The organism is Serratia sp. D1N4, assembly GCF_054552755.1.
The window spans coordinates 1,773,878-1,799,598 of record NZ_CM137274.1; the positions used below are offsets into that span (position 1 = coordinate 1,773,878).

Below are 25,721 nucleotides of genomic sequence, written 5' to 3' on the forward strand. Positions count from 1 at the left end.
GAATTGTTAAAACAATAACCTTTCATTTACCTTTCACCGGGCAGCAAAGTTTACAGGATGTGATATGCGTCTCTTGTTAGTAGAAGATCACCCCGAGTTATCTCATTGGCTGCAAAAGGCCCTGACTGGTTTGGGATTTGCGGTGGATGTTGCCGCCGACGGGCTGATCGCCGATCACCTGTTACTGCACGAAAGCTATGCGCTGGTGGTGCTGGATGTGGCGTTACCGCGGCTGAATGGTCTGGAACTGCTGGCACGGCTACGCAAGCGCGGGCAGGAACTGCCAGTGCTGTTGCTGACGGCGCGGGCCGACGTGGCCGATCGCGTTAAAGGGTTGAACCTGGGTGCCGATGACTACCTCACCAAGCCGTTTGAACTGAACGAGCTGGAAGCGCGCATCCGGGCGCTGCTGCGCCGCAGCGTTGGCGGTATGCAGCGGGCGCTGAAGTTCGGTGCGCTGACTTATCATGACGAAGGGTATTTCCTGCTGGGGGAAAAACCGTTAGCACTGACGCCGCGTGAGCTGGCGGTGTTGACCGCCTTGATGCATCGCCGTGGCCGTCCGGTCGCCAAGCAGCAACTGTTTGAGCAGATATTTACCCTGGCTGATGAAGCCAACCCGGAAAGTATTGAGCTGTATGTGCACCGGGTACGCAAAAAACTGCAAGGCAGTAACGTGATGATTGTGACGTTGCGCGGCTTGGGCTACAGCCTGGAGCTATGCGATGAAGTGGTTTAAAGCGCCACGTTCGCTGTTTAACCAGTTGCTGCTGTTCTTTGGCTTGCCGTTGCTGGCGTTGGGGGGCATCTCAATCTACACCCACTATTTCAGTGCGATGAACGCCGCAACGCTGGCTTACGATCGCACGCTGCTGGCTTCGGCGCGCACGGTGGCGGAACGGCTGGTAGTACGCAATCAGCGGCTGGAAGTGGATGTGCCTTACGTGGTGCTCGACAGTTTTGAACGCAACATGAACGATCAACTTTACTATCAGGTGATCTCACCGGAAGGGCAGAGCATCTCGGGTTATCACGATTTGCCCAAGATGCCCGATTATATTCCACGCTCCAATCTTTACCCGGCGTTAGTGCATTTTTACGACGGTGACTACCGTGGCCGACCGATCCGCGTTGCGGCGCTGTTCCAACCGGTGAATGAATCCGGCGTGGTGGGGATGGCGACCATAATAGTGGCAGAAACGCTGGAGTCCCGGCGCTATCTGGCGCGGCAGATGCTGCTGGCGGCGTTGCTGAGCCAGGGAACGGTGGTGGTACTGACCCTGATCCTGGCTTATGTGCTGCTGAAAAAGGTGCTGAAGCCGATGCGCAAGCTCTCCGGCATTATGCTGCGGCGCGATCCGGGGGAGTTAACCCCTTTGCCAATGGTGCTGCCGTGGTCCGAAATGCAGCCGTTGCTGCTGGCGTTCAACCGCTATATTGAGCGGCTGCGGGTGATGGTGGCGCGTCAGGAGCGCTTTAGCGCCGATGCCTCTCACCAGCTCAGAACGCCACTGGCGGTGCTGAAAACTCAGGTGGGGGTGGCACTGGCCAGCAATCGGCCCGAACAGTGGCGGGAAAGCCTGGAGGGGATGAGCACCACCTTGGACAGTACCGTGGCGTTGACCGATCGTTTACTGCATCTTTCACGCCTGAAGGCGCATGAGCGCGATGCCGATCGCCAGTTGCGGCCGGTCGATCTGGCGCAGGTATTGCGTGATGCCTGTTTCTCACGTTTGCCGCAGGCGCGCAGCAAGCGCATCGATCTGGGCTATGAAGGCGCTGAACAGTGCTGGATCGCCGGAGAGGCCTTGTTGCTCACTGAGCTTTGCGCCAACCTGCTCGACAACGCGCTGAAATACACCCCGCCTCAGGGTATCGTGACCGCGCGTTTTCTGCTTGAGGGAAAACAGGGCGTGCTGGAGGTTGAAGACAGCGGGCCGGGCATTGCAGCGGAACAGACGCAAGCGGCGTTGCAGCCGTTCCATCGGTTGGATAGCGTTGGCACCCAGCCGGGGGCGGGATTGGGGCTGGCGTTGGTGAAAGACATCACTCACTACCACCGCACCCGCCCAGAGCTGCTGACCTCCCCTCTGTTAGGTGGCCTGCTGGTGCGGGTGCGTTTTGAGTTGTTACCTTGATGTTTGGCCCGTGAGTCACTGGCTGCCAGTGGCTTGTGCTTTCTTTTGCCCCAGCGGAGTGCGCAAGCGCTGTGACAGGATCACGCCCAGCAGGGTAATGCCACCGCCAATCAGGTGATAGCTCTGCAAATGTTCTTGCAGGAACAGCACGGCGATAATGGCGGTGAATACCGGTGCCAGATTCATAAAGATCGAGGCGGTATTGGCCCCCAGGCGCATCACGCCCTGGATCCACAGGAACGGCGCAAGGATAGATGCCGGAATACCGGCAAACAGCACCAGCGGGATGTTCTGGCTGTTAAGCTGTACATCCGGCGTCAGCAGGAAGTTAGGCAGCAACAGCAGCACGCCGAACAGGATCTGCACGTACAAGGATTGCCAGTTTGGCAAGGCGATCGCCCAACGTTTGGTGAGCACGCCGTACAGCGCGTAAGACGCCGAAGCGGCAAACATCATCAGTTCGCCCGGCCCGATGCCATGCTCCAGCAACCGCCCCGGTTGACCGGCGCTCACCAGCCACACCAGACCACCCAGCGACAAAATAGTGCCCAGCGCGATGCCGACGGTGGGCGCCACGCGCAGCACGACAATGCTGATTAACACGGTCAATAACGGGATCAGCGAGTTAAGAATGCCCATAAACAGCGCGCTGACGCTGTGCGCGGCGTAATACGCCAGGCTTTGGTACAGCACCATCCCCAATAGGCCGAGGATCAGCAGTTTCCACCAGTTGGCGCGCACCGCTGGCCAGTTGCGGATTACGCCCGGTAGTGCAAAAGGCGTCAGAACGATTAACGCCAGCAGCCAGCGGTAGAAGGAGATTGCCGCCGGATCGATGGCGGTTGCGGAAACTTTGCTGACGACGGCATTAATCGACCAAATCAGGACGGCCAGCAAGGGGAAAAGCATGTTCATGATAATTATTCTCAACAACGGATTACCTGCTGGCTAGTCTACCGGTGTCCGGTTTATTATATATAGTGATAATCAGACACTCTTTCGCGAAATCAAGACAACTTCACTATGGCTGAAACCCGCAATTATCCCACCGCACAGGTTACCGCACCGCACACCTTGTTCTTTCACTGCGAAGAGACCAATGCGGATACCGAATATTTGCCACATAGCCATGATTGGGGGCAGTTGATTTGCGTAAAAACCGGCGTGATCGCCTTGAACATCGCCGGGCAGCGTTTTCTGGCACCGCCGGAGTTTGCGGTCTGGCTGCCGATCGGCATGGAGCATTCCAGCTATAATCGTAAGCCCGCGCTGTTTCGTACCATCAATATCGCTAAATCGCTGTGCGTTGGTTTGCCGGAACAGGCCTGTTTGATCAACGTGTCGCCGGTGTTCAGTGCGATTGTCGAAAATTGCCTGGCGCGGCGGATGTTGGAACCGCAGACCGAAGAGGATTTGCGTCTGTGCCGGGTGTTGATCGACCAACTGCGTATTTCGCCGATCCAGCAAACCTATCTGCCAACCTCACAGGACAAATTCCTGGCTCCGGTGCTGCAAGCGCTGGAACGTTGCCCATCGGACAACACCTCGCTGGCGGTATGGGCCGGGCGGGTGTATACCACTGAAAGAACCCTATCGCGTCGCTGCCAGCAGGAGCTCGGAATGTCGTTCAGCGAATGGCGCCAGCGCTTGCGCTTTTTGCACGCACTTTCGCTGCTCGAACAAGGGAAAACCGTGCAGGAGGTGGCGCTGGATGTCGGCTACAGCTCAGCTTCCGCGTTTATCGTGATGTTCCAGCAGGTTGCCGGTACCACTCCAGAGCGTTTTCGCCGCGCTTAACAACGTTTGGGTTTCTGCGCCATTCGGTGGCACACTATTTTGCAGCTTGAGCGCCAATCCCGTCGGAGAATAACGTGAAGATTTTAGTTGATGAAAATATGCCCTATGCGGTGGAACTGTTTGGCCGCTTAGGTGAAGCACTGGCGGTGCCCGGCCGCCCAATTCCGCGTGATGCGCTGGCCGATGCTGACGCGCTGATGGTGCGCTCGGTGACCAAGGTGAACCAGGAACTGCTGGCGGGCACCGGTATCGGCTTTGTCGGTACCGCGACCGCAGGCACTGACCACGTTGATGAAGCGTGGCTGCAACAGGCAGGTATCGGTTTCTCGGCGGCACCCGGTTGTAACGCTATTGCGGTGGTTGAATATGTCTTTTCTGCCTTGATGCTGCTGGCCGAGCGTGATGGTTTCCACCTGCGCGATAAAACCGTCGGTATTGTCGGCGTGGGTAATGTGGGTTCCCGTTTGGATGCCCGGCTGAAAGCGATGGGGGTGCGTACTCTGCTGTGCGATCCGCCGCGTGCCGATCGCGGCGATGCGGGTGAGTTCTGGCCATTGGAAAAGCTGGTGGCTGAAGCGGATGTGTTGACTTTCCATACTCCACTGAACAAATCCGGCTCGTATAAGTCGCTGCACTTGGCTAACGCGGATCTGCTCGACGCCTTGCCGGATGACCGTATTCTGATCAATGCCTGTCGTGGGGCGGTGGTGCATAACGCCGCCTTGCTCAAGGTGCTGGAACAGGGCAAACGGCTCAGCACGGTACTGGACGTGTGGGAACCGGAGCCGGAGCTTTCCCTGCCGCTGCTAGACTGGGTGGATATTGGCACCGCCCATATCGCTGGTTATACGCTGGAGGGCAAAGCGCGCGGTACCACCCAAGTATTTGAAGCCTTCGCTCAACACCTGGGGCAACCGCAGCAGATCGCGCTCGCTTCGCTGCTGCCGGTGCCGGAATTCAGCGAAGTCCGCCTCAACGGGCCGCTGGATGAAGGCAAGTTAAAACGATTGATGCACTTGGTGTATGATGTGCGCCGCGATGATGCGCCGCTGCGGAAAGTGGCTGGGCTGCCGGGTGAGTTTGATCGCCTGCGTAAACATTATCAGGAACGCCGCGAGTGGTCCTCCCTGAGGGTGCTGTGTGATGATAGCGCCAGCGCGGAACTGCTGCATAAGCTGGGCTTTGACGTGCAATAATGCATAGTTATGCAGTAAAGGTGTAAGGGATCGCCCCCTCTCCCTGTGGGAGAGGGCCGGGGTGAGGGGCTGTCGTCTAGTGAGTGCCCCCTAATCCTTTCCCCAAAGGAGAGGGGGAAAGATTAGCTTTAAACCAACTTTTTTATACTCGGGCGGTGGTTTTACCGCCCGCTTGCAAATGAAATACTCTGGAGATAACCCAATGTCTGACGGCTGGAATATCGCTCTGCTTGGCGCGACGGGCGCAGTAGGTGAAGCGTTGCTGGAATTGTTACAGGAACGCCAGTTCCCGGTGGGTGAGCTCTATCCTTTAGCCAGTGAACGCAGCGCCGGTGCGACGGTGCGTTTTAACGGCAAATCTCTGCTGGTGCAAAACGCCGAGGAATTTGACTGGTCCCAGGCCCAGTTAGCATTTTTTGTCGCCGGGACGGAAGCGGCTGCCCGCTATGCGGACGAAGCGGGCAATATGGGCTGCCTGGTGATTGACACCAGCGGCCTGTTTGCTCTGGAACCGGATGTGCCACTGGTGGTGCCCGGCGTTAACCCGCAGGTGCTGGCGGATTACCGCAACCGCAATATCGTGGCGGTGGCCGACAGCATGGTGAGCCAACTGCTGACGGCGATTAAACCATTAACTGAACAGGCCGGGCTTTCCCGTTTGCATGTCACCACGCTGATGTCGGCTTCGGCACGCGGCAAAGTGGCAGTGGACGATCTGGCAGGCCAAAGCGCACGTTTGCTGAACGGTATTCCTGCCGAACCGGGCGTGTTTGCCAAGCAACTGGCCTTCAATATTTTGCCTTTGATGGCCGATGAGCAGGGCAGCGTGCGTGAAGAGCGCCTGATCGTCGATCAGGTGCGCAAAGTGCTACAGGACGAAGGGTTGCCGATCTCGGTAAGCTGCGTCCAATCGCCGGTATTCTACGGCCATGCGCAGGTGGTGCACTTGGAAGCGTTGCGCCCGATCGCCGCAGAAGAAGCGCGCCACGAACTGGAGCAGGCCGAAGATATTCAACTGAGTGAAGAAGACGATTATCCGACTCAGGTGACGGAAGCCTCCGGCAGTGATGTGCTGTGCATCGGTTGCCTGCGCAATGATTATGGCATCCCTGAAATACTGCAGTTCTGGTCGGTGGCCGACAACGTGCGCTTTGGCGGCGCGCTGATGGCGATCGAAACCGCTGAACGTCTGTTGCAGGAGCAGATGTACTGATGTCTGAAGTGGAGTTGCCAACCCCGCCAATGCTGAAAATTGCGTTGGGGATTGAGTATGACGGCAGCCGTTATTATGGCTGGCAACGTCAGCAGGAAGTCACCAGCGTTCAGGCTTGCCTGGAAAAGGCGCTGAGCAAGGTCGCGGATGCGCCGATCGGCGTATTCTGCGCCGGGCGAACCGACGCTGGGGTGCATGCCACCGGCCAGGTGGTGCATTTTGAGACCGCTGCGCGCCGCAAGGATGCCGCCTGGACGATGGGGGTTAACAGCCACCTGCCGCCGGATATTGCAGTGCGTTGGGTAAAGGAAGTCAGCAGTGATTTCCATGCGCGTTTCAGCGCCACCGCTCGCCGTTATCGTTACATCATCTTTAATCACCGTTATCGCCCGGCGGTATTGCAGCAGGGGGTGACGCATTTTTATCACCCGCTGGATGCCGATCGTATGCATCGTGCGGCGCAGGCGCTGTTAGGGGAGAACGATTTCACTTCTTTCCGCGCCGTGCAGTGCCAGTCGCGTACTCCGTGGCGCAACGTAAAGCAGGTTAAAGTGACGCGCTACGGCGAATATCTGGTGGTAGATATCAAAGCCAATGCGTTTGTGCATCATATGGTGCGCAATATCGTCGGCAGCCTGATGGAAATTGGCTGCGGCAATCAGGATGAAAACTGGATGGCTGAACTGCTGGCGTTGAAGGACCGCAATCTGGCGGCCGCAACGGCGCGGGCAGAGGGGTTGTATCTGGTCGCTGTCGATTATCCTGAGCAGTTTGCTTTACCCCGGCCACCGATGGGGCCGCTGTTTTTAGCTGACGATTAAGCCGCCTGATGGCAGATTAATGCGTTGTTCACTGGTGCAAGCGCCGAGTGGGAGAGACATTCGGTTAGACGAGAGAGTTTATGGACATCATTAAGTTTATCATTGATTTCATTCTGCATATTGACGTGCACCTGGCGGAACTGGTGGCGCAATATGGCATGTGGGTTTACGCCATTCTGTTCCTGATCCTGTTTTGTGAAACCGGGCTGGTGGTGACGCCGTTCCTGCCGGGTGATTCCCTGTTGTTTGTCGCCGGTGCGCTGGCAGCGCTGCCGTCTAACGATCTCAACGTACACACCATGGTTGTTTTGATGGTGATCGCCGCGGTGATCGGTGATGCGGTCAACTATACGATTGGCCGGTTGTTTGGTGAGAAGTTGTTCAGCAACCCGGATTCAAAGATTTTCCGCCGTAGCTATCTGGATAAAACCCATCAGTTTTATGAGAAGCATGGGGGTAAAACCATTATTCTGGCGCGATTTGTGCCGATCGTGCGGACATTTGCGCCGTTCGTCGCCGGGATGGGGCATATGTCCTATCGTCACTTCGCTGCCTATAACGTGATTGGTGCGCTACTTTGGGTGCTGCTGTTCACTTATGCTGGTTACCTTTTTGGCGACTTGCCGATCGTGCAGGAAAACTTGAAATTGTTGATCGTTGGGATCATCTTTGTTTCAATTCTGCCGGGCATTATTGAGATTTGGCGCCACAAACGCGCGGCTGCCCGCCAGCAAAAACAGTAAAAACAGCGCTTAACCTATCGGTTCGACCAGTTTTTTATCCACAGGACCGGGCCGATATGGTTTAATGAGCGACATTTATGGTCTGTTCCTGCGAACAACCTTGAAATCAGTGCCTCGGCAGCGCGCAGGTCGTGCTTGGTTCGGGGGCTTTTTCATTAGGTCTGTTTTCGGGGGGATTGTTACAGCATGAACAGCGGACTGGCGTCTGCCAGGTTCAAACAGAAAGGTCATCGATGAGCTGGATTGAACGAATTCTTAACAAGAGCAATATTACACAAACCCGTAAGGTGAGCATTCCCGAAGGGGTTTGGACCAAATGCGACAGCTGTGGCCAGGTTCTCTATCGTGCCGAGCTGGAGCGTAATCTTGAAGTCTGCCCTAAGTGCGATCACCACATGCGTATGTCGGCGCGTATGCGTTTGCATACCCTGCTGGACGAAGGCAGTGAAGTGGAGCTGGGCAGCGAACTGGAGCCGAAAGACGTTCTGAAGTTCAAGGATTCCAAAAAGTATAAAGACCGCTTGGTTGCCGCGCAGAAAGCGACCGGCGAGAAAGACGCGCTGGTGGTGATGAAAGGCACGCTGTACGGCATGCCGATCGTTGCGGCCTCTTTCGAATTCGCCTTTATCGGTGGTTCGATGTCTTCCGTGGTCGGCGCGCGTTTTGTGCGTGCGGTTGAGCAGGCGCTGGAAGACAATTGCCCGCTGATCTGCTTCTCCGCCAGCGGTGGCGCACGTATGCAGGAAGCGTTGATGTCACTGATGCAGATGGCGAAAACCAGCGCGGCGTTGGCTAAATTGCAGGAGCGCGGTCTGCCGTACATCTCTGTACTGACCGATCCAACCATGGGCGGTGTTTCCGCTAGTCTGGCAATGCTGGGTGATATCAATATCGCCGAACCGAAAGCGCTGATTGGCTTTGCTGGCCCACGCGTGATCGAGCAGACCGTGCGTGAAAAACTGCCGCCGGGCTTCCAGCGCAGTGAGTTCCTGATCGAAAAGGGCGCGATTGATATGATCGTGCGCCGTCCGGTGATGCGTCAGACATTGGCAAGCATTCTTTCCAAGCTGACCAACCAACCGCAGCCGCAGTTTGATGATGCAGCCCCGGTTGCCGCACAAGAAAATCAGGCTGATGCCTGATCCGCAAAGGAGCGGCCGCACCGGTAACTGACCGGTGCGGTATTTCAATCGCTATGTTGTGGCTAAGCGCGGTTGAAAACGCAAAGCGTCGCCTTACGGGTATATGAAGCGATGGATTCCATGCAAAACCACTCAATTCCCCAAGCCACGTCGCCATTGAGCTCGTGGCTTTATTATCTGGAACGCTTGCACAGCCAGGCGATCGAACTCGGCCTGGAGCGTGTGCAGCGCGTTGCGGCACATCTTGATTTGCTCACTCCTGCTCCCACGGTCTTCACCGTTGCCGGTACCAACGGCAAAGGCACCACCTGCCGCACGCTGGAAGCCATTTTGCTGGCCGCCGGGTTGCGTGTTGGTGTCTACAGTTCGCCGCACCTGGTGCGTTACACCGAACGGGTACGCGTTCAGGGTGAGGAACTGAGCGAAGCGGAGCACAGCCGTTCATTGGCGGCCATCGAAGCCGGGCGCGGTGAAACTTCCCTGACGTACTTCGAATTCGGCACGCTGTCGGCGTTGCAACTGTTCAAACAGGCTAAGCTTGACGTGGTGATCCTGGAAGTCGGATTGGGCGGGCGTTTGGATGCGACCAATATCGTCAACCCGAGCGTGGCGGTAGTGACCAGTATCGCTTTGGATCACACCGACTGGCTGGGTAGCGATCGCGAAAGCATTGGCCGCGAAAAAGCCGGGATTTTCCGCAGCGGCAAACCGGCGATCGTCGGCGAACCGGATATGCCACACAGCATTCAGCAGGTGGCCGAAAATTTGGGCGCCGCATTGTATCGCCGTGGCGATGCCTGGAACTTCAGCGAGCAGGGTGAACGTTGGCAATGGGAAGGGGGTGGCACCCGGTTGACCAACTTGCCAATGCCGAACGTGCCGCTGGCGAATGCGGCCACCGCCTTGGCGGCGTTGCACTATGCTGCACTCGAGATTGATGAGAAAGCCATTTTTACCGGGTTGCAGCAGGCAGCATTGCCGGGGCGTTTCCAGATTGTGCAGCGGGATCCGCTGCTGATCCTGGATGTTGCGCATAATCCGCATGCGGCGGGCTATCTGGCCGGGCAACTGGCAAAATTGCCACGTAATGGCGGCAAGGTGCGGGCCGTGGTGGGTATGCTGTCGGATAAAGACATCGCCGGTACGCTGGCTTGCCTGAGCGAACAGGTGGATGCCTGGTACTGCGCCCCGTTGGAAGGCCCACGCGGTGCCAGCGTTGAGCTGCTGGCGCAGTATTTAACGGAGCCGCAGCAGTTTGCCGACGTCCCAACGGCCTGGCGTCAGGCGATGCAGGATGCAGATATTCAAGACATTGTGATCGTCTGTGGATCGTTCCACACCGTTGCCCATGTGATGGCGGCGCTAGACGAGAGGCGGGGAGTGTGAGTGGCAAGTAAATTTCAGAACCGACTGGTTGGCACTGTGATTCTGGTTGCCCTGGGGGTCATTATCCTGCCGGGGTTGCTGGACGGAAAAAAGAGGCATTATGAGGATGAGTTTGCGGCCATTCCTCTGGTGCCGAAACCGGGTGATGCCCACGAAACTGACGTGATACCGCCGGTGAATCAGCCGTTGCCAGCCCAGCCGCCGGAAGGGGCGGGGGCGTTGGTCGAGCAGCAGGCCGCGACCGAAGCCGCAACCCGGCAGGCGGCGAATCAACGTGGGCAGCAGCAGGAACAGCAGCAGCCTGTGCTGGTGGCACCACCGCCGATCGAAACCAAACCGGTACAACAACCCAAGCCGATAGAAACCAAACCGCTGGAAGTGAAGCCAAAACCGGTAACACCGCCGAAGGTTGAGCCTAAGCCGGAAGTGAAGCCGGAGCCAAAACCCGAACCTAAGCCAGAACCAAAACCAGCGGCTGAAGAAAAAGCGCCGGTAGGGCAGGCTTATGTGGTGCAACTGGGGGCGCTGAAAAATGCCGCCAAGGTTAACGAGATCGTCGCGTCGCTGCGTTTGTCTGGCTACCGAGCCTACACCGTGCCTTCAACGCCGGTACAGGGGGAGATTACGCGGATTTTCGTCGGCCCGGATGCGTCGAAGCAGAAGCTGCAAGCGTCACTGCCTGCACTGAATGGTATCAGTGGCTTGAGCGGGCAGGTAAAGGCTTACAGCGCACGCTGAGTTGCTCCAGCTCACTCTTCTTCGGGGAGCGGGGGCTGGAGAAACATCAGTAAAACTGTGCTTTTCAGAGACGAAACAACCTATGTAGGCGCGGCGATTAAGAAATTTTTTATCGCCGTTTTTTATTTGTTACGTGGCGGGAAATCCCCTACGCAAACGTTTTCTTTTTCTGTTAGAATTCGCCGCGAATTGGTCATACCCGATAACATTCGAGCAGTATCAGGGCAGTTAATGCTGATGCAGCCTGAAGGATAAAGGGGATGCAAGGGGCGATTCATTATTGGAATGGTCATGGTCTGGATTGATTACGTCATTTTAGCGTTGATTGGATTTTCGGCTCTGGTGAGCCTGATCCGAGGGTTTGTGCGTGAAGCCTTGTCACTGGTGACATGGGGATGTGCGTTCTTTGTTGCCAGCCATTTCTACCCTTACCTTGCAGCCTATTTCACTCGTTTTGAAGATGAACTGGTACGGAACGGCATCGCGATAGCCATTTTGTTTATCGCGACGCTGATTGTAGGCGCTATCGTTAACTATGTGATTGGTTCACTGGTAGAAAAAACCGGATTATCGGGCACCGATCGGGTGTTGGGCGTGTGCTTCGGCGCACTGCGCGGCGTGCTGATCGTGGCGGCGATACTGTTTTTCCTGGATACCTTTACCACCCTGTCGCAAAGTGCGGACTGGAAACAGTCACAGCTTATCCCCCAGTTCAGCTATATCATCAGATGGTTTTTTGACTATCTGCAGAGCACGTCGAGTTTCTTACCGTCTCACTTACCGGGGCGGTAGCGGCTTAGAGGAAAAGACAACATGTGCGGTATTGTCGGTATCGCCGGTTTCATGCCGGTAAACCAGTCGATTTATGATGCGTTGATGGTGCTTCAGCACCGTGGGCAGGATGCCGCAGGCATCGTCACCATTGATTCCCATAATGGGTTCCGTCTGCGTAAGGCAAACGGCCTGGTGAAGGATGTGTTTGAAGCACGCCATATGCAGCGTTTGCAGGGCAATATGGGGATCGGCCATGTGCGTTACCCGACGGCAGGCAGCTCCAGTGCTTCAGAGGCGCAACCTTTTTATGTCAACTCGCCGTTTGGCCTGACTCTGGCTCACAACGGCAACCTGACCAACGCCCATGAACTGCGCCAAAAGCTGTTTGAAAGTGGCCGCCGTCATGTCAACACTACCTCCGATTCCGAGATCCTGCTGAACGTGCTGGCTACCGAGCTTGACCGTTTCCAACATTATCCGCTGGAGTCAGATAACATTTTCACCGCGGTGGCGGCGATGCATCAGCAACTGCGCGGTGCTTACGCCTGCGTGGCGATGATTATCGGCCACGGCCTGGTTGCGTTCCGCGATCCGAACGGTATCCGTCCGTTGGTGATCGGTAAGCGTGAACTGGGGGATGGCCGCTGTGAATACATGGTGGCATCTGAGAGCGTCGCGCTGGATACGCTGGGCTTTGAGTTCTTGCGTGACGTTGCGCCGGGTGAAGCGGTGTACATCACCGAAAAAGGCCAGTTGTTTACGCGCCAATGCGCTGAGAATCCAAAGAACAATCCATGCCTGTTCGAATACGTCTATTTTGCCCGTCCTGACTCCTTTATGGACAAAATTTCTGTCTATAGCGCCCGCGTGCGCATGGGGCAGAAGCTGGGCGAAAAGATTGCCCGCGAATGGGAAGATCTGGATATCGATGTGGTGATCCCGATCCCGGAAACCTCTTGCGATATCGCGCTGCAAATCGCGCGCATTCTTGATAAACCCTACCGCCAGGGCTTTGTGAAGAACCGCTACGTTGGCCGCACTTTTATCATGCCGGGCCAGCAGGCTCGCCGCCAGTCGGTGCGCCGTAAGCTGAATGCCAACCGTGCCGAGTTCCGTGACAAGAATGTGCTGTTGGTGGATGACTCCATCGTTCGTGGCACCACCTCTGAGCAGATTGTGGAAATGGCGCGCGATGCCGGGGCAAAACGCGTTTATCTGGCTTCTGCCGCGCCAGAAATCCGTTTCCCGAACGTTTATGGTATCGACATGCCGAGTGCTACCGAGCTGATCGCCCACGGGCGTGAAGTGGACGAAATCCGTCAGCTAATCGGTGCCGATGGCCTGATCTTCCAGGATCTGAACGATCTGATCGAAGCCGTGCGTGAAGAGAATCCGGATATTACCCAGTTTGAATGCTCGGTGTTCAATGGTATTTACGTGACCAAAGACGTTGACCAGAGCTATCTGGAATATCTTGAAACGCTGCGTAATGATGATGCCAAAGCATTACGCGGGCAGGCGGAAGCTGAAAATCTGGAAATGCATAACGAAGGCTAGGTTGCATTTGGGTTCTGCCAAAAGAGCTCCTCGCCAAAAAGGTGCACCGTGGCGTCCGTCGCGGTGCACACCTTTCTTCCCCCCGGCTTGCTTATCGATAAAGCTTGCTGCAAAGTCTGCGCTGATTCGACTATTCTAACCAGATATCCCCGCAGAGGCCCATTTCATGAAAAGACTCATTATCGGTATTTCCGGCGCCAGCGGCGCAATCTACGGCGTACGTTTGCTACAGGTATTACGTGGCGTCGAAGATGTGGAAACCCACTTAGTGATGAGTCATGCAGCGCGGCAGACATTAGCTCTGGAAACCTCGCTGAACCTGCGTGACGTGCAGGCATTGGCCGATGTGGTGCATGACGTGCGCGATATTGCCGCCACTATCTCCTCTGGTTCTTTCAAAACGCTGGGAATGGTAATTTTACCTTGCTCAATCAAAACCTTATCCGGTATTGTCAATAGCTATAGCGATGGTTTACTGACGCGAGCCGCCGATGTGGTGTTGAAAGAACGTCGGCCCTTGGTGCTGTGCGTGCGTGAAACACCGCTGCATCTTGGGCATTTGCGCCTGATGACGCAGGCGGCGGAGATGGGCGCGGTGATCATGCCGCCGGTGCCTGCTTTTTACCATCATCCGCAGAGCGTTGAGGATATTATCGATCAGACGGTTAACCGCGTGGTCGATCAGTTCGGTATCGAGCTGCCAGAAGATTTATTTACGCGTTGGCAGGGTGCGAATTAACAAATCAGCATCTAATTTAATACATTTGTGCAACCCAGCACTGATTTAGTGCGAAGTATGCACCATAATGATCCTGCTTCACCACGCTCACTGTTTCAGGGTTAGGGTTTATGCGGGTTACCCATGGCGCGGCCTGTGTTGGCCGATCAATTTTTGCGGTTATCGTCCCAGGAAACAGTTTTCAACAGGTCGGAGTCGTTCCCTCCGTCTTGTAACAACCAATGTGGCACGATTACTGCAAATTGATTTTGGTGGGACGCAGTCTAAAGCCTGTAGCGGCATCAAAAAATCAATTTGAGGGTAATTTATGAAAAAGCGGGTTTTGATTCTTCCTTTAGTCTTGGCTTTAAGCGCGATCGGCAGTGCATTTGCGGCTATACCGTCAACGCTGAAAGTGGGCACCGATCCAACCTATGCGCCGTTTGAGTCTAAAAACGCTCAAGGGGAGTTGGTAGGTTTTGATATCGATCTGGCTAAAGAGTTATGCAAACGTATAAATACCCAGTGTATCTTTGTGGAAAGCGACTTTGATGCGCTGATCCCTTCTCTCAAGGCGAAGAAAATTGACGCCATCATCTCTTCTTTATCCATTACCGAAAAACGCCAGCAGGAAATAGCCTTTACCGACAAACTGTTTGCAGCCAACTCCCGCCTGATCGCCCCGAAAGGTTCAACGCTGCTGCCGGATGTTGAATCCCTGAAAGGCAAGAGCGTCGGCGTGCTGCAAGGCACCACGCAGGAAGCTTACGCCAATGCCCTATGGCAGCCAAAAGGGGTCACGGTAGTGCCTTACCAGAACCAGGATCTGGTGTATGCCGATCTGGCCTCTGGGCGTATTGATGCGGCATTCCAGGATGAAGTGGCGGGTAGCGATGGTTTCCTGAAACAACCTCCGGGCAAGAATTACGCGTTTGCCGGTGAATCGGTAAAAGACGATAAGTTCTTCGGCGTGGGTACCGGTATGGGGTTACGCAAGGATGAAACCGAGCTGAAAGCTGCGCTGGATAAAGCGCTGGCTGAAATGCGCAAAGACGGTACTTACGATAAGTTCGCGAAAAAATACTTCGATTTTGACGTTTACGGCGGTTAATTCCCGTCCCGTATCATGCTGGCTGCGGGTCCGGCTTGCCGGGCCCGTTCAAGCCTCATGCAGTGTTCGGGATCAAATAACGACAGGATGAAGTAGATGCTGCAAGGCTATTCCCAATTGATATTCGAGGGCGCTCTGGTGACGCTGGAGTTGGCCCTCAGTTCTGTTTTGCTGGCGGTGGTGATTGGTTTGATCGGCGCCGGTGGTAAACTTTCACAAAATCGTATTATTTCAACGATATTCGGCGCTTATACCACCCTGATCCGCGGTGTACCGGATCTGGTGCTGATGCTGCTGATCTTCTACGGCCTGCAGATTGCTCTGAACAGCCTCACTGAATTAGTCGGTTTCTCGCAGATTGATATCGATCCGTTGAGCGCGGGGATTATCACCCTGGGCTTTATCTATGGTGCCTATTTTACTGAAACCTTCCGTGGTGCCTATATGGCAGTGCCTCGCGGCCAGGTTGAGGCGGCAACGGCTTTTGGTTTATCTAGCAGCCAGATTTTCCGCCGTATCCTGTTCCCGGCGATGATGCGTTTCGCGTTACCCGGCATTGGCAATAACTGGCAGGTTATCCTGAAAGCCACGGCGTTGGTGTCGATTCTTGGCCTTAACGATCTGGTAAAAGCAACCCAGTTGGCGGGTAAAGGCACCTATCAGCCTTTCTTCTATGCCTTGGTTGCCGGGATGGTATATCTGGTTTTCACTACCGTTTCCAACGGCGTGTTGCTGTGGCTTGAACGGCGTTATTCATTGGGCGTCAAAAGGGCCGAATTATGATCGATATTTTGCATCAGTATTGGCAGTCGCTGTTGTGGAGTGACGGCTATCGCTTTACCGGGGTTGCGGTCACATTATGGCTGCTGATTTCATCGGTGGTGATGGGTGGATTGCTGGCGATCCCGATGGCGGTGGCGCGGGTTTCTTCCCTTCCCTGGCTGCGCCTTCCGGTGTGGTTTTATACCTATATTTTCCGTGGCACCCCGCTGTATGTGCAGTTGCTGGTGTTTTACTCCGGTATGTACAGCCTGGAAATTGTGCGCGGCACCGAATTCCTGAATGCGTTTTTCCGCAGCGGGTTGAATTGCACCATTTTGGCGTTGACGCTCAATACCTGCGCGTATACCACCGAGATCTTCGCCGGAGCCATTCGTTCTGTGCCGCATGGGGAAATCGAAGCGGCCAATGCCTATGGTTTTTCGCGTTTTAAAATGTATCGCTGCATTATTTTGCCTTCGGCGCTGCGCACCGCATTACCGGCGTACAGCAACGAAGTCATTCTGATGCTGCATTCGACGGCGCTGGCCTTTACCGCCACCGTACCGGACCTGCTGAAGATTGCCCGTGATATTAATGCGGCAACTTATCAGCCGTTCTATGCGTTCGGCATTGCAGCGGTGTTGTATCTGATTATCTCCTATACGTTGATCAGCCTGTTCCGTAAGGCAGAGAAACGTTGGATGGCACACGTAACTCATCGATGAATGACGGGAATAACACCATGTCTGAAAATAAATTAGCCGTCACCGAACTGCACAAGCGTTATGGCGACCATGAAGTGCTGAAAGGAGTTTCCCTGGCAGCCAATGCGGGCGACGTGATCAGCATTATCGGTTCTTCCGGCTCGGGTAAAAGCACCTTCCTGCGCTGTATTAACTTCCTCGAGAAACCGAGTGAAGGTTCGATCAGCCTGAATAATGAAGATATCCGCATGGTGCGCGACAAAGACGGCCAGTTGAAGGTGTTCGATAAGAAACAACTGCAATTGTTGCGTACCCGCCTGACCATGGTCTTCCAGCATTTCAACCTGTGGAGCCACATGACGGTGCTGGAAAACGTGATGGAAGCGCCGGTGCAGGTCTTGGGTTTGAGCAAGGCAGAGGCGCGCGAGCGTGCGGTGCGTTATCTGGATAAGGTCGGTATTGACGAGCGTGCGCGGGGTAAATATCCGGTGCACCTTTCCGGTGGTCAGCAGCAGCGTGTATCGATTGCGCGCGCATTGGCGATGGAGCCGGAAGTGTTGCTGTTTGACGAACCGACCTCAGCGCTGGATCCGGAATTGGTGGGCGAAGTACTGCGTATCATGCAAAAACTGGCAGAAGAGGGCAAAACCATGGTGGTGGTAACGCATGAGATGGAGTTTGCGCGCCACGTATCGAACCATGTGATTTTTCTGCATCAGGGATTAATCGAAGAACAGGGGCCACCGGCCGAGGTTTTCGGTAACCCGAAAAGCCCGCGTTTGCAGCAATTCCTCTCGGGTGCCCTTAAGTAAGGGCACCGCATATTACTCTAGGCCTGCTGGTTGATCACATCATCCAGCGCCTGTTCCAGCTCAAAGAAGCGGAAGCTGAAACCCGCTTCTTCCAACCTTCTGGGCACCGCGCGTTGGCCGCCCAGCACCAGCACCGCCGCTTCTCCCATTAGCAGCCGCATAGCGAACGCCGGTGCGCGTAAAAACGCCGGGCGATCCAACACTTTGGCCAAGGTTGCGGTGAACTGTTCATTATGTACCGGATAAGGCGCAACCATATTGAACGGGCCGCGCAGGTTGCTGTGATTCAGCAGGTAAATGATGCCGTTGACCATATCGTCGATATGGATCCAGGGCAGATATTGGCGGCCATTACCGATCGGCCCGCCAAGGCCCATGCGGAAAGGCGGTAGCATTTTGGCCAGCGCGCCACCCTTGGGAGCCAGCACCACACCGGTACGCAGCAGGCAGACACGGGTCGTGCTGCTTTGCGCCCGCAACGCCAGTGCTTCCCAACGCTGGCAGAGTTGATGGGTAAACTCATCGTGCGGAGTTTCATCTTCGGTCACCACCGCCTGGCCCTGATCGCCGTAATAGCCGACGGCAGATCCTGATATCAGCACCGCAGGCGGTGTGGTGCTGGCATTGATCAGCGCCGCCAGCCGTTCGGTCAATTCCCAGCGGCTACGGCACAGGAGATCTTTCTGGGCTTTGCTCCAACGTTTGTCAGCAATGGGTTCACCCGCCAGATTGATGACGGCATCAAAGCCGTCCAGAGAGTGTCGATCGCTGAGTGAGGGCCAATAGCTGACCTGCTCGCCAAACTTGGCGTGCGCACGTTTTACATCACGTGACAGCACGGTAACCTCATGTGAAAGGTGCAGCAGTTGTCGAGTCAGGCTGCTGCCAATCAGCCCTGTCGCGCCGGTAATCAGGATACGCATGGTCGGCCTCCCTGAGCGGTATAAGTATTATGCTATGTCGCTACGATAGCTCATGGTCATAGAAACCGAATCGGCGTAACGCAGAGCCAGCAATTTATCTATCTCTACTTCAGCATAGGTTACCCAGGGATGTTGTTTCACGATATCGAGCACATCCTGAGTCAATTTTTCCAGCAAAGCGAAGCGGTTACCTTCAATGTGATGAATGATCGCCTTGGTAATGGTGCGGTAGTTCAGCGCATCGTCAATGTCTTCGCTGTTACGTGCTTTATCCGCCGGGTAATGGATCGTCACGTTGATCAGGATATCCTGACGGTTATTGATTTCTTCTTCCTTGATACCGATGAAAGTACGTAACCGCAGGTTTTTAATACGGATAATGGCATCGGGTTGGCGAGATGGCATCAGAGATTCTCCAGAGGTCTGAATGTTTGCATCAAGAATACACGGAAACGAGAGAAATGATAACGCAGCCAAGCGGTTAAAGAGAGCCACAGGGAGGTGGCTCACAGTAAATCAGTTAAGCCTGGTCTGCCAGCTTGTAGGCTCGCTTGGTGGCTGGGCGGTTGCTGATCCGTTCGAACCAATTACGTACCGCCGGGTAATCAGCCAGATCGATGCGCTGACGGGGGTGAGAAACGACCCAGGGATAGGTGGCGATGTCGGCGATGCTGTAGTTGTCTCCACCCAGGTAAGGATGTTTTTGCAATTCGGCATCCAGCACGCCATACAGGCGCTTGGTTTCTTGTTGGTAACGCTCAATGGCGTAAGGTACCGGCTGTGGGGCGTAGTGGTTGAAGTGATGGTTTTGGCCGAGCATTGGCCCAAATCCGGCGACCTGCCAGAACAGCCACTGCAGCGTTGCTGCGCGATCTCGCAGCCCTTTACTCAGCAGTTTGCCGGTTTTTTCCGCCAGATAAAGCAGGATTTCACCTGATTCAAACAGGCTGATAGGAGCACCGCCATCAAGCGGTTGCTGATCGACGATGGCCGGGATTTTGTTGTTGGGAGAGATGGCCAGAAACGCCGGTTGGAACTGATCGCCAGCACTGATATTTACGCGGTGGATACGGTAGGGTAGGCCAACCTCCTCAAGGAACAGAGTAATTTTGTGACCATTAGGTGTCGGCGCGTAATACAGGTCAATCATAATTTATCCTACGACAAGGTGATCTGTAAGTTATTACACGTACATTACTGCGGTCTGCACTACAGGCAAAGATATATCAGATTTTCATCAAAGAATAGCGCTTAACAAGAGCAGGCTGTGGGCGATCTGAATTAGGCGGGAGCGGTATTTGTGGGCGTTAAGCAGAAATCCCCGGCACTTGCGTGCCAGGGATTGAGGGAAAGGCTTAGCTCAGGAAATCTGCGCGCTGCGGAGTAAAGGTATCCAGCAGCGTTCCGGCTTCCAGGCAGACGCAGCCGTGCACGACGTCAGGTTTCTTGTACAGGGTATCCCCGGCACTTACCTCTTTAGTGACACCGTCAATGGTGAAACTGAATCGGCCAGACAGCACGTAAGTCAGCTGCTCGTGCGGGTGGCTATGTAACGTACCGACGGCGTCTTTGCTGAAGTTGACTTCCACTGCCATCATGGTTCCGCCGTGAGCGAGAATACGCCGCGTGATGCCGTTCCCCAAGTCCTCAAGCGCGCATTCTTGTTTGTAGATGAACATGACTTTTCCTCAGTAATAAACCGTAATTAAGCAAACAGATTTTCAGGCAATTTGGCCAGATAGAGTGCGGGTTCGCCTTCAAAGTCTGAGGTGAACAGCACTTGGCGGTTGTCTGGCGTAAAGGAAGGATGCGGGTGAGTGACCTGACGATCGCCCTTCAACACGCGCCATGAACTGTTGTGCGCCGCTAGGCGTGCCTGGCGCTTATTCTTGGCATCAAACACGTAAAGCCAAGGATCGTTCTCGATGGTATAACCCGCGGAATCCTTGATATCTACCGGGGATGCAGAACCGTCACCCACCAGCAGGCTGCCGTCGTGGTTGCTCATCAGGTGAGAACAGGCTGGCATGCTCATTACAATTTCATTCACGCCGCTTTCTGGATCGAAACGGTAAATGTTGCGATCCTGCTGGCCTTTCATATAGGAAACGTACATCAGGGCAGAACCGTCTGGTACCCAGAATTCATGAGTGCAGCTTTCGCCTTCGGCGTGGGTTTTCACCTTGCGCATATTGGTGCCGTCTTCATTGATCAGCCACATACGAGCATCCACCAGATCGTGCGGGCCTTCATGGCAGAAAGCAACGCAGTTATCGTGGTAAGGGCGATAAATCGGGTGGCCCAGCCAGATGTTGTCCTGATAGATCACGCGTGAGTCGCCGCTATGGAGATCGACACGCAGCAGGCGGCAACGCGGATTCTTGGTGAAGAAGGTGTGGAAAATTTTCCAGTCGGTCAGCGGTTCCCAGTCGTTGCGATCGATTTCGATGCCCACCAGGCTGGTGCATTCGCTGTTGGCGACCCAGGTACCGTAACCCACCCACTCTTCAGGTACCTGATAAACCGTCTGCTCATGGCAGTTGCTGAGTTCAACCCGGCGCAGCTCGCGTTCATTTTTCACGTAGTAGAGGAAGCGATCGTCTGGCGATAAGAAACCCCCGAACGTATTGTCGCCTGTGCCTTCGGTCAGTTGAACTGCCTGCTGTTTTTCCAGATCCAACAGGTAATAGTTACGGTTACCGTCAAATTCCCCAGCGAACAACAGTTTGCGCCCGTCATTGGTGAAGCATTTTTGGTAGAAGTAATTCCGGTGGCACAGTACGTCTGGCGGCGTTAAGCGAGTGATTTGTGCGCCGGTACTCGCATCGGTTGAACGGTGAAAATTGAATTCGAGGATTGAACCTTTAGCCACGATGGCCTCCCTTAAACTGATTGATGAACCGCCGATACTGAACAGTTCCTTAATTAATAAAACAATGTTTCATAAATTTAGAAAAATGATATCAAAGTGACGCAGCAGGCCAACCCATACGGGTGATTTATGCGACCGGCATCGCATAAATTGCTTCTCTCATCGCAGTTTTACTCAAGATACCCGTTTTCGTCATGGTTTGCGGGTGCATAACCGTTGCATTCTGTGCCATCACTGCGGCACAAGCCCCGTTGCGGTTGGGAAAACCCACATTGCTCAAGGGCCTGGCTGTAGCCGGATACTGCCCATGCTTAAAAACGCCGCAGTTGATTGCCCTTACTTTTTTTCTGTGATTTCTATCACATCAATATCGCTCTCCGACCAGTATAAAACATCATTCCTAAAAAAATGAAATAATAGTTCATTTTTAGTAACGAAATGAGATGTCTAGATGAGAACAACGAGTATTAAGCCTTTGGGAGAGGGTCGGGCGGTCACGCTGGGGCACCAGTTGGCATATGGTGGTGGCAACCTGTTGGGCAGCGGTGCTCTGGCAATCAGCGGAGCTTGGTTACTGTATTTTTACACCACATTTTGTGGGCTGACGCTGTTGGAAGCGTCGTTTATCTTTTCTGTGGCCAGCGTTATTGATGCGATCAGTAACCCGGTGATGGGCTACCTGACCGATAACTTCGGCAATACCTGGCTCGGCAAGCGTTTTGGTCGGCGTCGTTTCTTTGTGTTGATTGGCGCACCGCTGATGATTTTCTACCCTCTGCTGTGGGTCGAAGGTTTCGGCTTCTGGTACTACCTCGCGACTTATGTGATTTTTGAACTGATTTACACTTCGGTGATGGTGCCTTATGAAACATTAGCCACCGAGATGACCGATGATTTTGCCGTGCGCTCCAAGCTGACCGGCTACAAAGCCATCTTCGGCAAAATGGCCAACTTCCTGGCCGCCTTTATTCCTGGGCAATTCATCCTGATCTACGGTAAAGAATCAGCGCAGCCCTTCCTCTATACCGGTATCACCTATGGTGTGATTCTGTTTATTGCCATTGGCGTGCTTTATCTGTTCTCTTGGGAGCGAAAAGATGAAGGGGTGGCGGTTGTGAAGCAGAAACAGTCGCTGCTGAATACGCTGATCTCTCTGGCCAGAGATATGCAATCCACTTTCTATTTGCGAGTGTTCCGCAAGCATTTGGGGATGTATCTGTTTGGCTTTGGTGCCGAGTGGCTGTTTGCTTCCGTCTTTACCTATTTCGTGATCTTCGTGCTGCAGTACGATCCGGCGATTCTGGCCGGGCTGAACAGCCTGAACGCCATGCTGCAATTGTTCTCCACGGCGCTGTTTATTGGTCTGTGCGTGAAAAAAGGCTTCAGCAAGCCGTACAGTTGGGCGCTAGGTATCGTTATTTTTGCCGTCTGCTGTTACTCGCTGCTGCGCTTCTTCAACCTGCCCGCGCATTATGCGACCGCTGCCATCATCGGGGTGACGGTGATCTTTGGCCTGGGGACCGGCGGGGTGTATTACATTCCCTGGACGGTATATACCTTCCTGGCCGATGTGGATGAAGTGTTTACCGGCCGCCGCCGCGAAGGGATCTACGCGGGTGCCATGACCTTTTCTGGCAAAATTGTTCGCTCAATCATCGTCTTCACCATGGGGGCGATCCTCAGTTACTACGGTTTCCAGTCGAAATCCCATACTCAACCGGAAACTGCCATCACGGCCATCTCCTGGGTGTTCTTTGCTGGCGTGATCATGCTGGCGCTGGTGGCCATCGTCTTTAGTGGGCAGATGACGCTGAATCGCCAAACCCATCGTGTGGTGCTGGATGAGGTTGCGCGCATCAAGGCCGGTGGAGAACTGGGCGATATTCAACCCGAAGTGCGCCTGGTGATCGAAAAGCTGGTGGGCCTGCCTTATGAGCAATGCTGGGGTAACAGCGAGATCTGCCAGAAGATGAATATTGTCCCTGAAGTGAAAGCCACCGTGCGTGAAGCCGTCTCACAGGCCTGATGTTCCCACGATTCATTGATGAAACCTTCCTGCATTTGCGCAGGAAGGGTAATAAAAGGAAAGGGAAATGAAGAACGTTCCTCTGTCGTTATGCCTTGCTCTGGTCAGCATCTGCAACAGCAGTGGTGCCGCGTCATTGCCCGTTCCTAATGAATTGGTATGGCAGGCGATTGCTTTTGGCCAGTCAACCGATGTCAACTTTGCTACCAACGTGTTGCCGGGCAAGGTGGGCACCAATCAGGTAACGTTGGTCAGTGGCCAGCCATTACCTGCCGGGCCATTGAACACGCCGTTTCACATTGAAAGCCGTGGCGGAAAGATTGGTAACAGCCACGATGGGTTAACGTTCTATTACACGCGTATTCCGGCCAGCGCCAATGTGCTGCTGGAAGCGGACATTACGGTCGATCAGTTTGGCCCGGAAACTGGTGCGCTACCTGCCGGGCAGGAAGGGGCGGGATTGTTGATCCGCGATATTCTTGGCAAACCCCGGTTGGAAAAAGTGCAGCCGGGATATGAGGAGTTTCCAGCCGCGGCCAACATGGTGATGAATGCCATCATGACGCAGGATAAGAAAGACCATCACCGGGTGAAGATGATGCTGATTTCGCGCAACGGCGTGATCAATTCCTGGGGGAACGCCGGTATTGAGATCAAACGCGCAGGTTACCAACCGGAGATCGATCTCAAGAAAACGCCTCGTTTCCGTTTACGCCTGGCCCGCACCGATGACGGTTTTGTCGCGGCCTATGCGCCAGAGGGCAGTGATAACTGGGCTAGCCAGACGATCGGAGATGCGCATCGTGTCAGCGTGCTGGAACCTGAAGGCTATTACGTCGGCTTTTTTGCTTCGCGCAACGCGCGTATCACCGTGAATCAGGCAAGTTTGACGCTGAGTCAGAGCAATCTGCCTGCGGCGGAGAAATTTGTCGCCAAAGCGCCAGCGACACAAATCGAAGTGGCCTCAGCAGCGATAGCTGCCACGGATGATTATGTTTTCCAACTGCGCAGCAACGAGCAAGGCACTCTGACCCTCAGCAAAGACGGCATCGTCGTGGCCAGTGAGCGTAGGGTAAAGCCGGGTGAAATGCTGGCGCTGAATATCCCGTTGGTCAAACCGGAAACCCGGCTGGATTACCGCTTCACCACGCAAAACGACAGCACCCTCGATAACCATCTGGTAGTGCGCAAAGTTGGCTATGCCGATGCCAGTAACCTGTATGTTTCTGCGCAGGGTAAGGCTGGCAACGATGGCAGCCAGCAACATCCGCTCGATCTCATCACGGCCGCGCAAGCGCTGGCTCCCGGTGGCGTGCTGTGGTTGGCAGAGGGCGATTACCCGCACAGCGTCTTGCCCGCTTCCGCCAGCGGAACCGCTACGCAGTTGAAAAAGCTGCGGCCATTGGGGCGTAATGTGGTGCTACATGGGTTGAATCTGGATGCCAGTTATTGGGACATCCAGGGAATAACGGTGACCGAGAAGAGTTTCAGAATTGCCGGTAGCCATAACCGTATCGATCGGGTGGTGGCACACCATGCCGATGATACCGGCATCATTGTCTCTTCTCCGGCTGATACCGATCGGCCGCTGTGGGCCAGCCATAATCTGATTTCCAATGCGGAATCCTATGGCAACAAAGATCCCGGTTTGATCAATGCCGATGGTTTTGCCGTCAAAATGCGCGTGGGCGAGGGTAACCGACTGGTAGCTTGTTTCTCGCACGATAACGTGGATGACGGTTTCGACCTGTTCAACAAGATTGAGGATGGCCCGAACGGGCGGGTGATTATTGAAAACAGCATCGCGCTGCGCAACGTCAACAATGGCTTCAAGCTGGGCGGCGAAGGGTTACCGGTCGCTCATCAGGTTTCGGGCAGTATTGCTATAGAAAACGGCATGGATGGATTTACCGACAACTTTAATCCTGGGGCTCTGCGGCTTACCAGTAATACTGCCATTGATAATCAACGGTTTAATTATATTTTTCGCCCTGGCCCCTATACCACCAAGGAAAAACAGGGCGTGTTCAGCGGCAATGTTTCCCTGCGTACTAAACCGGCGGAATATGCTGACGCCGTTGTGGGCCAGATAGCCGGGAACAACGCCTTTATCTTGGCAGAGAACAAATAGGGTTCTTTAGAGCCCGGTGGGTTTATGACCGGCGTTTCTGTGGCTCCGTTGCTCAGACAGGAGCCACAATCTTCACTGCTATTATGTCGATCGCCATCAAATAAATGAAAAATACCTTTCACAAAAATCAAAACATCGTTTCAATTTAATTGATTGC

General features: G+C 54.6%; 25 protein-coding genes. 19 read left to right on the plus strand and 6 right to left on the minus strand.

Features of this window, described 5'->3' with window-relative positions; translation table 11 throughout:
- Positions 1–64 precede the first annotated feature (64 nt).
- Both tctD and ACX1CU_RS07585 read left to right on the plus strand, forming a co-directional pair.
- Positions 65–739: a transcriptional regulator TctD gene (gene tctD / locus ACX1CU_RS07580; protein ID WP_459401971.1), complete on the plus strand. Its 675-nt coding sequence runs from the start codon at positions 65–67 to the stop codon at positions 737–739.
- Positions 726–2,138 carry a sensor histidine kinase gene (locus ACX1CU_RS07585; RefSeq protein WP_459401972.1) on the plus strand — a complete coding sequence of 471 codons (1,413 nt, stop codon included), beginning with the start codon at positions 726–728 and terminating at the stop codon, positions 2,136–2,138. The genes tctD and ACX1CU_RS07585 overlap by 14 nt, the downstream gene beginning before the upstream one ends.
- Before the next feature lie 15 nt (positions 2,139–2,153).
- Here the strand turns inward: ACX1CU_RS07585 and ACX1CU_RS07590 are convergent, their stop codons facing one another.
- Positions 2,154–3,053 carry a DMT family transporter gene (locus ACX1CU_RS07590; RefSeq protein ID WP_459401973.1) on the minus strand — a complete coding sequence of 300 codons (900 nt, stop codon included), beginning with the start codon at positions 3,051–3,053 and terminating at the stop codon, positions 2,154–2,156.
- A 108-nt stretch (positions 3,054–3,161) separates the two neighbouring features.
- On the opposite strand from ACX1CU_RS07590, the gene ACX1CU_RS07595 reads away from it, so the two are divergent.
- The 15 genes from ACX1CU_RS07595 to hisP all read left to right on the plus strand — a co-directional run bounded on the left by ACX1CU_RS07595 (position 3,162) and on the right by hisP (position 17,612).
- Positions 3,162–3,935: an AraC family transcriptional regulator gene (locus ACX1CU_RS07595; protein ID WP_459401974.1), complete on the plus strand. Its 774-nt coding sequence runs from the start codon at positions 3,162–3,164 to the stop codon at positions 3,933–3,935.
- A gap of 74 nt (positions 3,936–4,009) precedes the next feature.
- Entirely contained in the window at positions 4,010–5,131 is a 1,122-nt protein-coding gene (locus ACX1CU_RS07600; protein ID WP_459401975.1) for a DUF3410 domain-containing protein, read from the plus strand.
- 202 nt (positions 5,132–5,333) lie between these two features.
- A complete protein-coding gene (locus ACX1CU_RS07605) occupies positions 5,334–6,344 on the plus strand; it encodes an aspartate-semialdehyde dehydrogenase (RefSeq protein WP_459401976.1) in 1,011 nt (336 codons plus the stop codon).
- Positions 6,344–7,165 (plus strand): tRNA pseudouridine(38-40) synthase TruA, encoded by an 822-nt coding sequence (truA, locus tag ACX1CU_RS07610; protein ID WP_459401977.1) that lies wholly within the window; start codon positions 6,344–6,346, stop codon positions 7,163–7,165. Before ACX1CU_RS07605 ends, truA begins: the two co-directional genes overlap by 1 nt.
- Before the next feature lie 80 nt (positions 7,166–7,245).
- Positions 7,246–7,908 (plus strand): DedA family protein, encoded by a 663-nt coding sequence (locus tag ACX1CU_RS07615; RefSeq protein WP_459401978.1) that lies wholly within the window; start codon positions 7,246–7,248, stop codon positions 7,906–7,908.
- Positions 7,909–8,141: 233 nt separating this feature from the next.
- A complete protein-coding gene (gene accD / locus ACX1CU_RS07620; protein ID WP_459401979.1) occupies positions 8,142–9,050 on the plus strand; it encodes an acetyl-CoA carboxylase, carboxyltransferase subunit beta in 909 nt (302 codons plus the stop codon).
- A gap of 120 nt (positions 9,051–9,170) precedes the next feature.
- Entirely contained in the window at positions 9,171–10,436 is a 1,266-nt protein-coding gene (folC, locus tag ACX1CU_RS07625) for a bifunctional tetrahydrofolate synthase/dihydrofolate synthase (protein WP_459401980.1), read from the plus strand.
- Positions 10,437–11,174, plus strand: a complete 738-nt coding sequence (gene dedD, locus ACX1CU_RS07630) for a cell division protein DedD (RefSeq protein ID WP_459401981.1) — start codon at positions 10,437–10,439, stop codon at positions 11,172–11,174.
- A 291-nt stretch (positions 11,175–11,465) separates the two neighbouring features.
- Positions 11,466–11,966 (plus strand): colicin V production protein, encoded by a 501-nt coding sequence (cvpA, locus tag ACX1CU_RS07635; protein ID WP_459401982.1) that lies wholly within the window; start codon positions 11,466–11,468, stop codon positions 11,964–11,966.
- Positions 11,967–11,987: 21 nt separating this feature from the next.
- Entirely contained in the window at positions 11,988–13,505 is a 1,518-nt protein-coding gene (gene purF / locus ACX1CU_RS07640) for an amidophosphoribosyltransferase (protein ID WP_459401983.1), read from the plus strand.
- A gap of 166 nt (positions 13,506–13,671) precedes the next feature.
- Positions 13,672–14,244, plus strand: a complete 573-nt coding sequence (locus tag ACX1CU_RS07645; protein WP_459401984.1) for a UbiX family flavin prenyltransferase — start codon at positions 13,672–13,674, stop codon at positions 14,242–14,244.
- A 307-nt stretch (positions 14,245–14,551) separates the two neighbouring features.
- Positions 14,552–15,334, plus strand: coding sequence for a lysine/arginine/ornithine ABC transporter substrate-binding protein ArgT (gene argT, locus ACX1CU_RS07650; protein ID WP_459401985.1), 783 nt, complete (start codon positions 14,552–14,554; stop codon positions 15,332–15,334).
- 96 nt (positions 15,335–15,430) lie between these two features.
- Positions 15,431–16,117: a histidine ABC transporter permease HisQ gene (locus ACX1CU_RS07655; protein ID WP_459401986.1), complete on the plus strand. Its 687-nt coding sequence runs from the start codon at positions 15,431–15,433 to the stop codon at positions 16,115–16,117.
- Positions 16,114–16,821, plus strand: coding sequence for an ABC transporter permease (locus tag ACX1CU_RS07660; protein WP_459401987.1), 708 nt, complete (start codon positions 16,114–16,116; stop codon positions 16,819–16,821). The genes ACX1CU_RS07655 and ACX1CU_RS07660 overlap by 4 nt, the downstream gene beginning before the upstream one ends.
- A 17-nt stretch (positions 16,822–16,838) precedes the next feature.
- Complete coding sequence (gene hisP, locus ACX1CU_RS07665; RefSeq protein ID WP_459401988.1) at positions 16,839–17,612, plus strand: histidine ABC transporter ATP-binding protein HisP; 774 nt, start codon at positions 16,839–16,841, stop codon at positions 17,610–17,612.
- A gap of 17 nt (positions 17,613–17,629) precedes the next feature.
- On the opposite strand, the gene ACX1CU_RS07670 is transcribed toward hisP, so the two are convergent.
- The 5 genes from ACX1CU_RS07670 to ACX1CU_RS07690 all read right to left on the minus strand — a co-directional run bounded on the left by ACX1CU_RS07670 (position 17,630) and on the right by ACX1CU_RS07690 (position 21,407).
- Positions 17,630–18,535 carry a TIGR01777 family oxidoreductase gene (locus tag ACX1CU_RS07670; protein WP_459401989.1) on the minus strand — a complete coding sequence of 302 codons (906 nt, stop codon included), beginning with the start codon at positions 18,533–18,535 and terminating at the stop codon, positions 17,630–17,632.
- A 27-nt stretch (positions 18,536–18,562) separates the two neighbouring features.
- Entirely contained in the window at positions 18,563–18,940 is a 378-nt protein-coding gene (gene folX, locus ACX1CU_RS07675; protein WP_459401990.1) for a dihydroneopterin triphosphate 2'-epimerase, read from the minus strand.
- Between the two features lie 115 nt (positions 18,941–19,055).
- Positions 19,056–19,685 carry a GSH-dependent disulfide bond oxidoreductase gene (gene yfcG, locus ACX1CU_RS07680; RefSeq protein WP_459401991.1) on the minus strand — a complete coding sequence of 210 codons (630 nt, stop codon included), beginning with the start codon at positions 19,683–19,685 and terminating at the stop codon, positions 19,056–19,058.
- Positions 19,686–19,890: 205 nt separating this feature from the next.
- Positions 19,891–20,214, minus strand: a complete 324-nt coding sequence (locus ACX1CU_RS07685) for a cupin domain-containing protein (protein ID WP_459401992.1) — start codon at positions 20,212–20,214, stop codon at positions 19,891–19,893.
- 26 nt (positions 20,215–20,240) lie between these two features.
- Complete coding sequence (locus tag ACX1CU_RS07690; RefSeq protein ID WP_459401993.1) at positions 20,241–21,407, minus strand: oligogalacturonate lyase family protein; 1,167 nt, start codon at positions 21,405–21,407, stop codon at positions 20,241–20,243.
- Between the two features lie 451 nt (positions 21,408–21,858).
- On the opposite strand from ACX1CU_RS07690, the gene ACX1CU_RS07695 reads away from it, so the two are divergent.
- Positions 21,859–23,433, plus strand: a complete 1,575-nt coding sequence (locus ACX1CU_RS07695) for an MFS transporter (protein ID WP_459401994.1) — start codon at positions 21,859–21,861, stop codon at positions 23,431–23,433.
- 67 nt (positions 23,434–23,500) lie between these two features.
- The gene (locus ACX1CU_RS07700) at positions 23,501–25,564 is read left to right on the plus strand and encodes a right-handed parallel beta-helix repeat-containing protein (protein ID WP_459401995.1); all 2,064 of its coding nucleotides are present in this window, start codon (positions 23,501–23,503) and stop codon (positions 25,562–25,564) included.
- Positions 25,565–25,721: the final 157 nt, after the last annotated feature.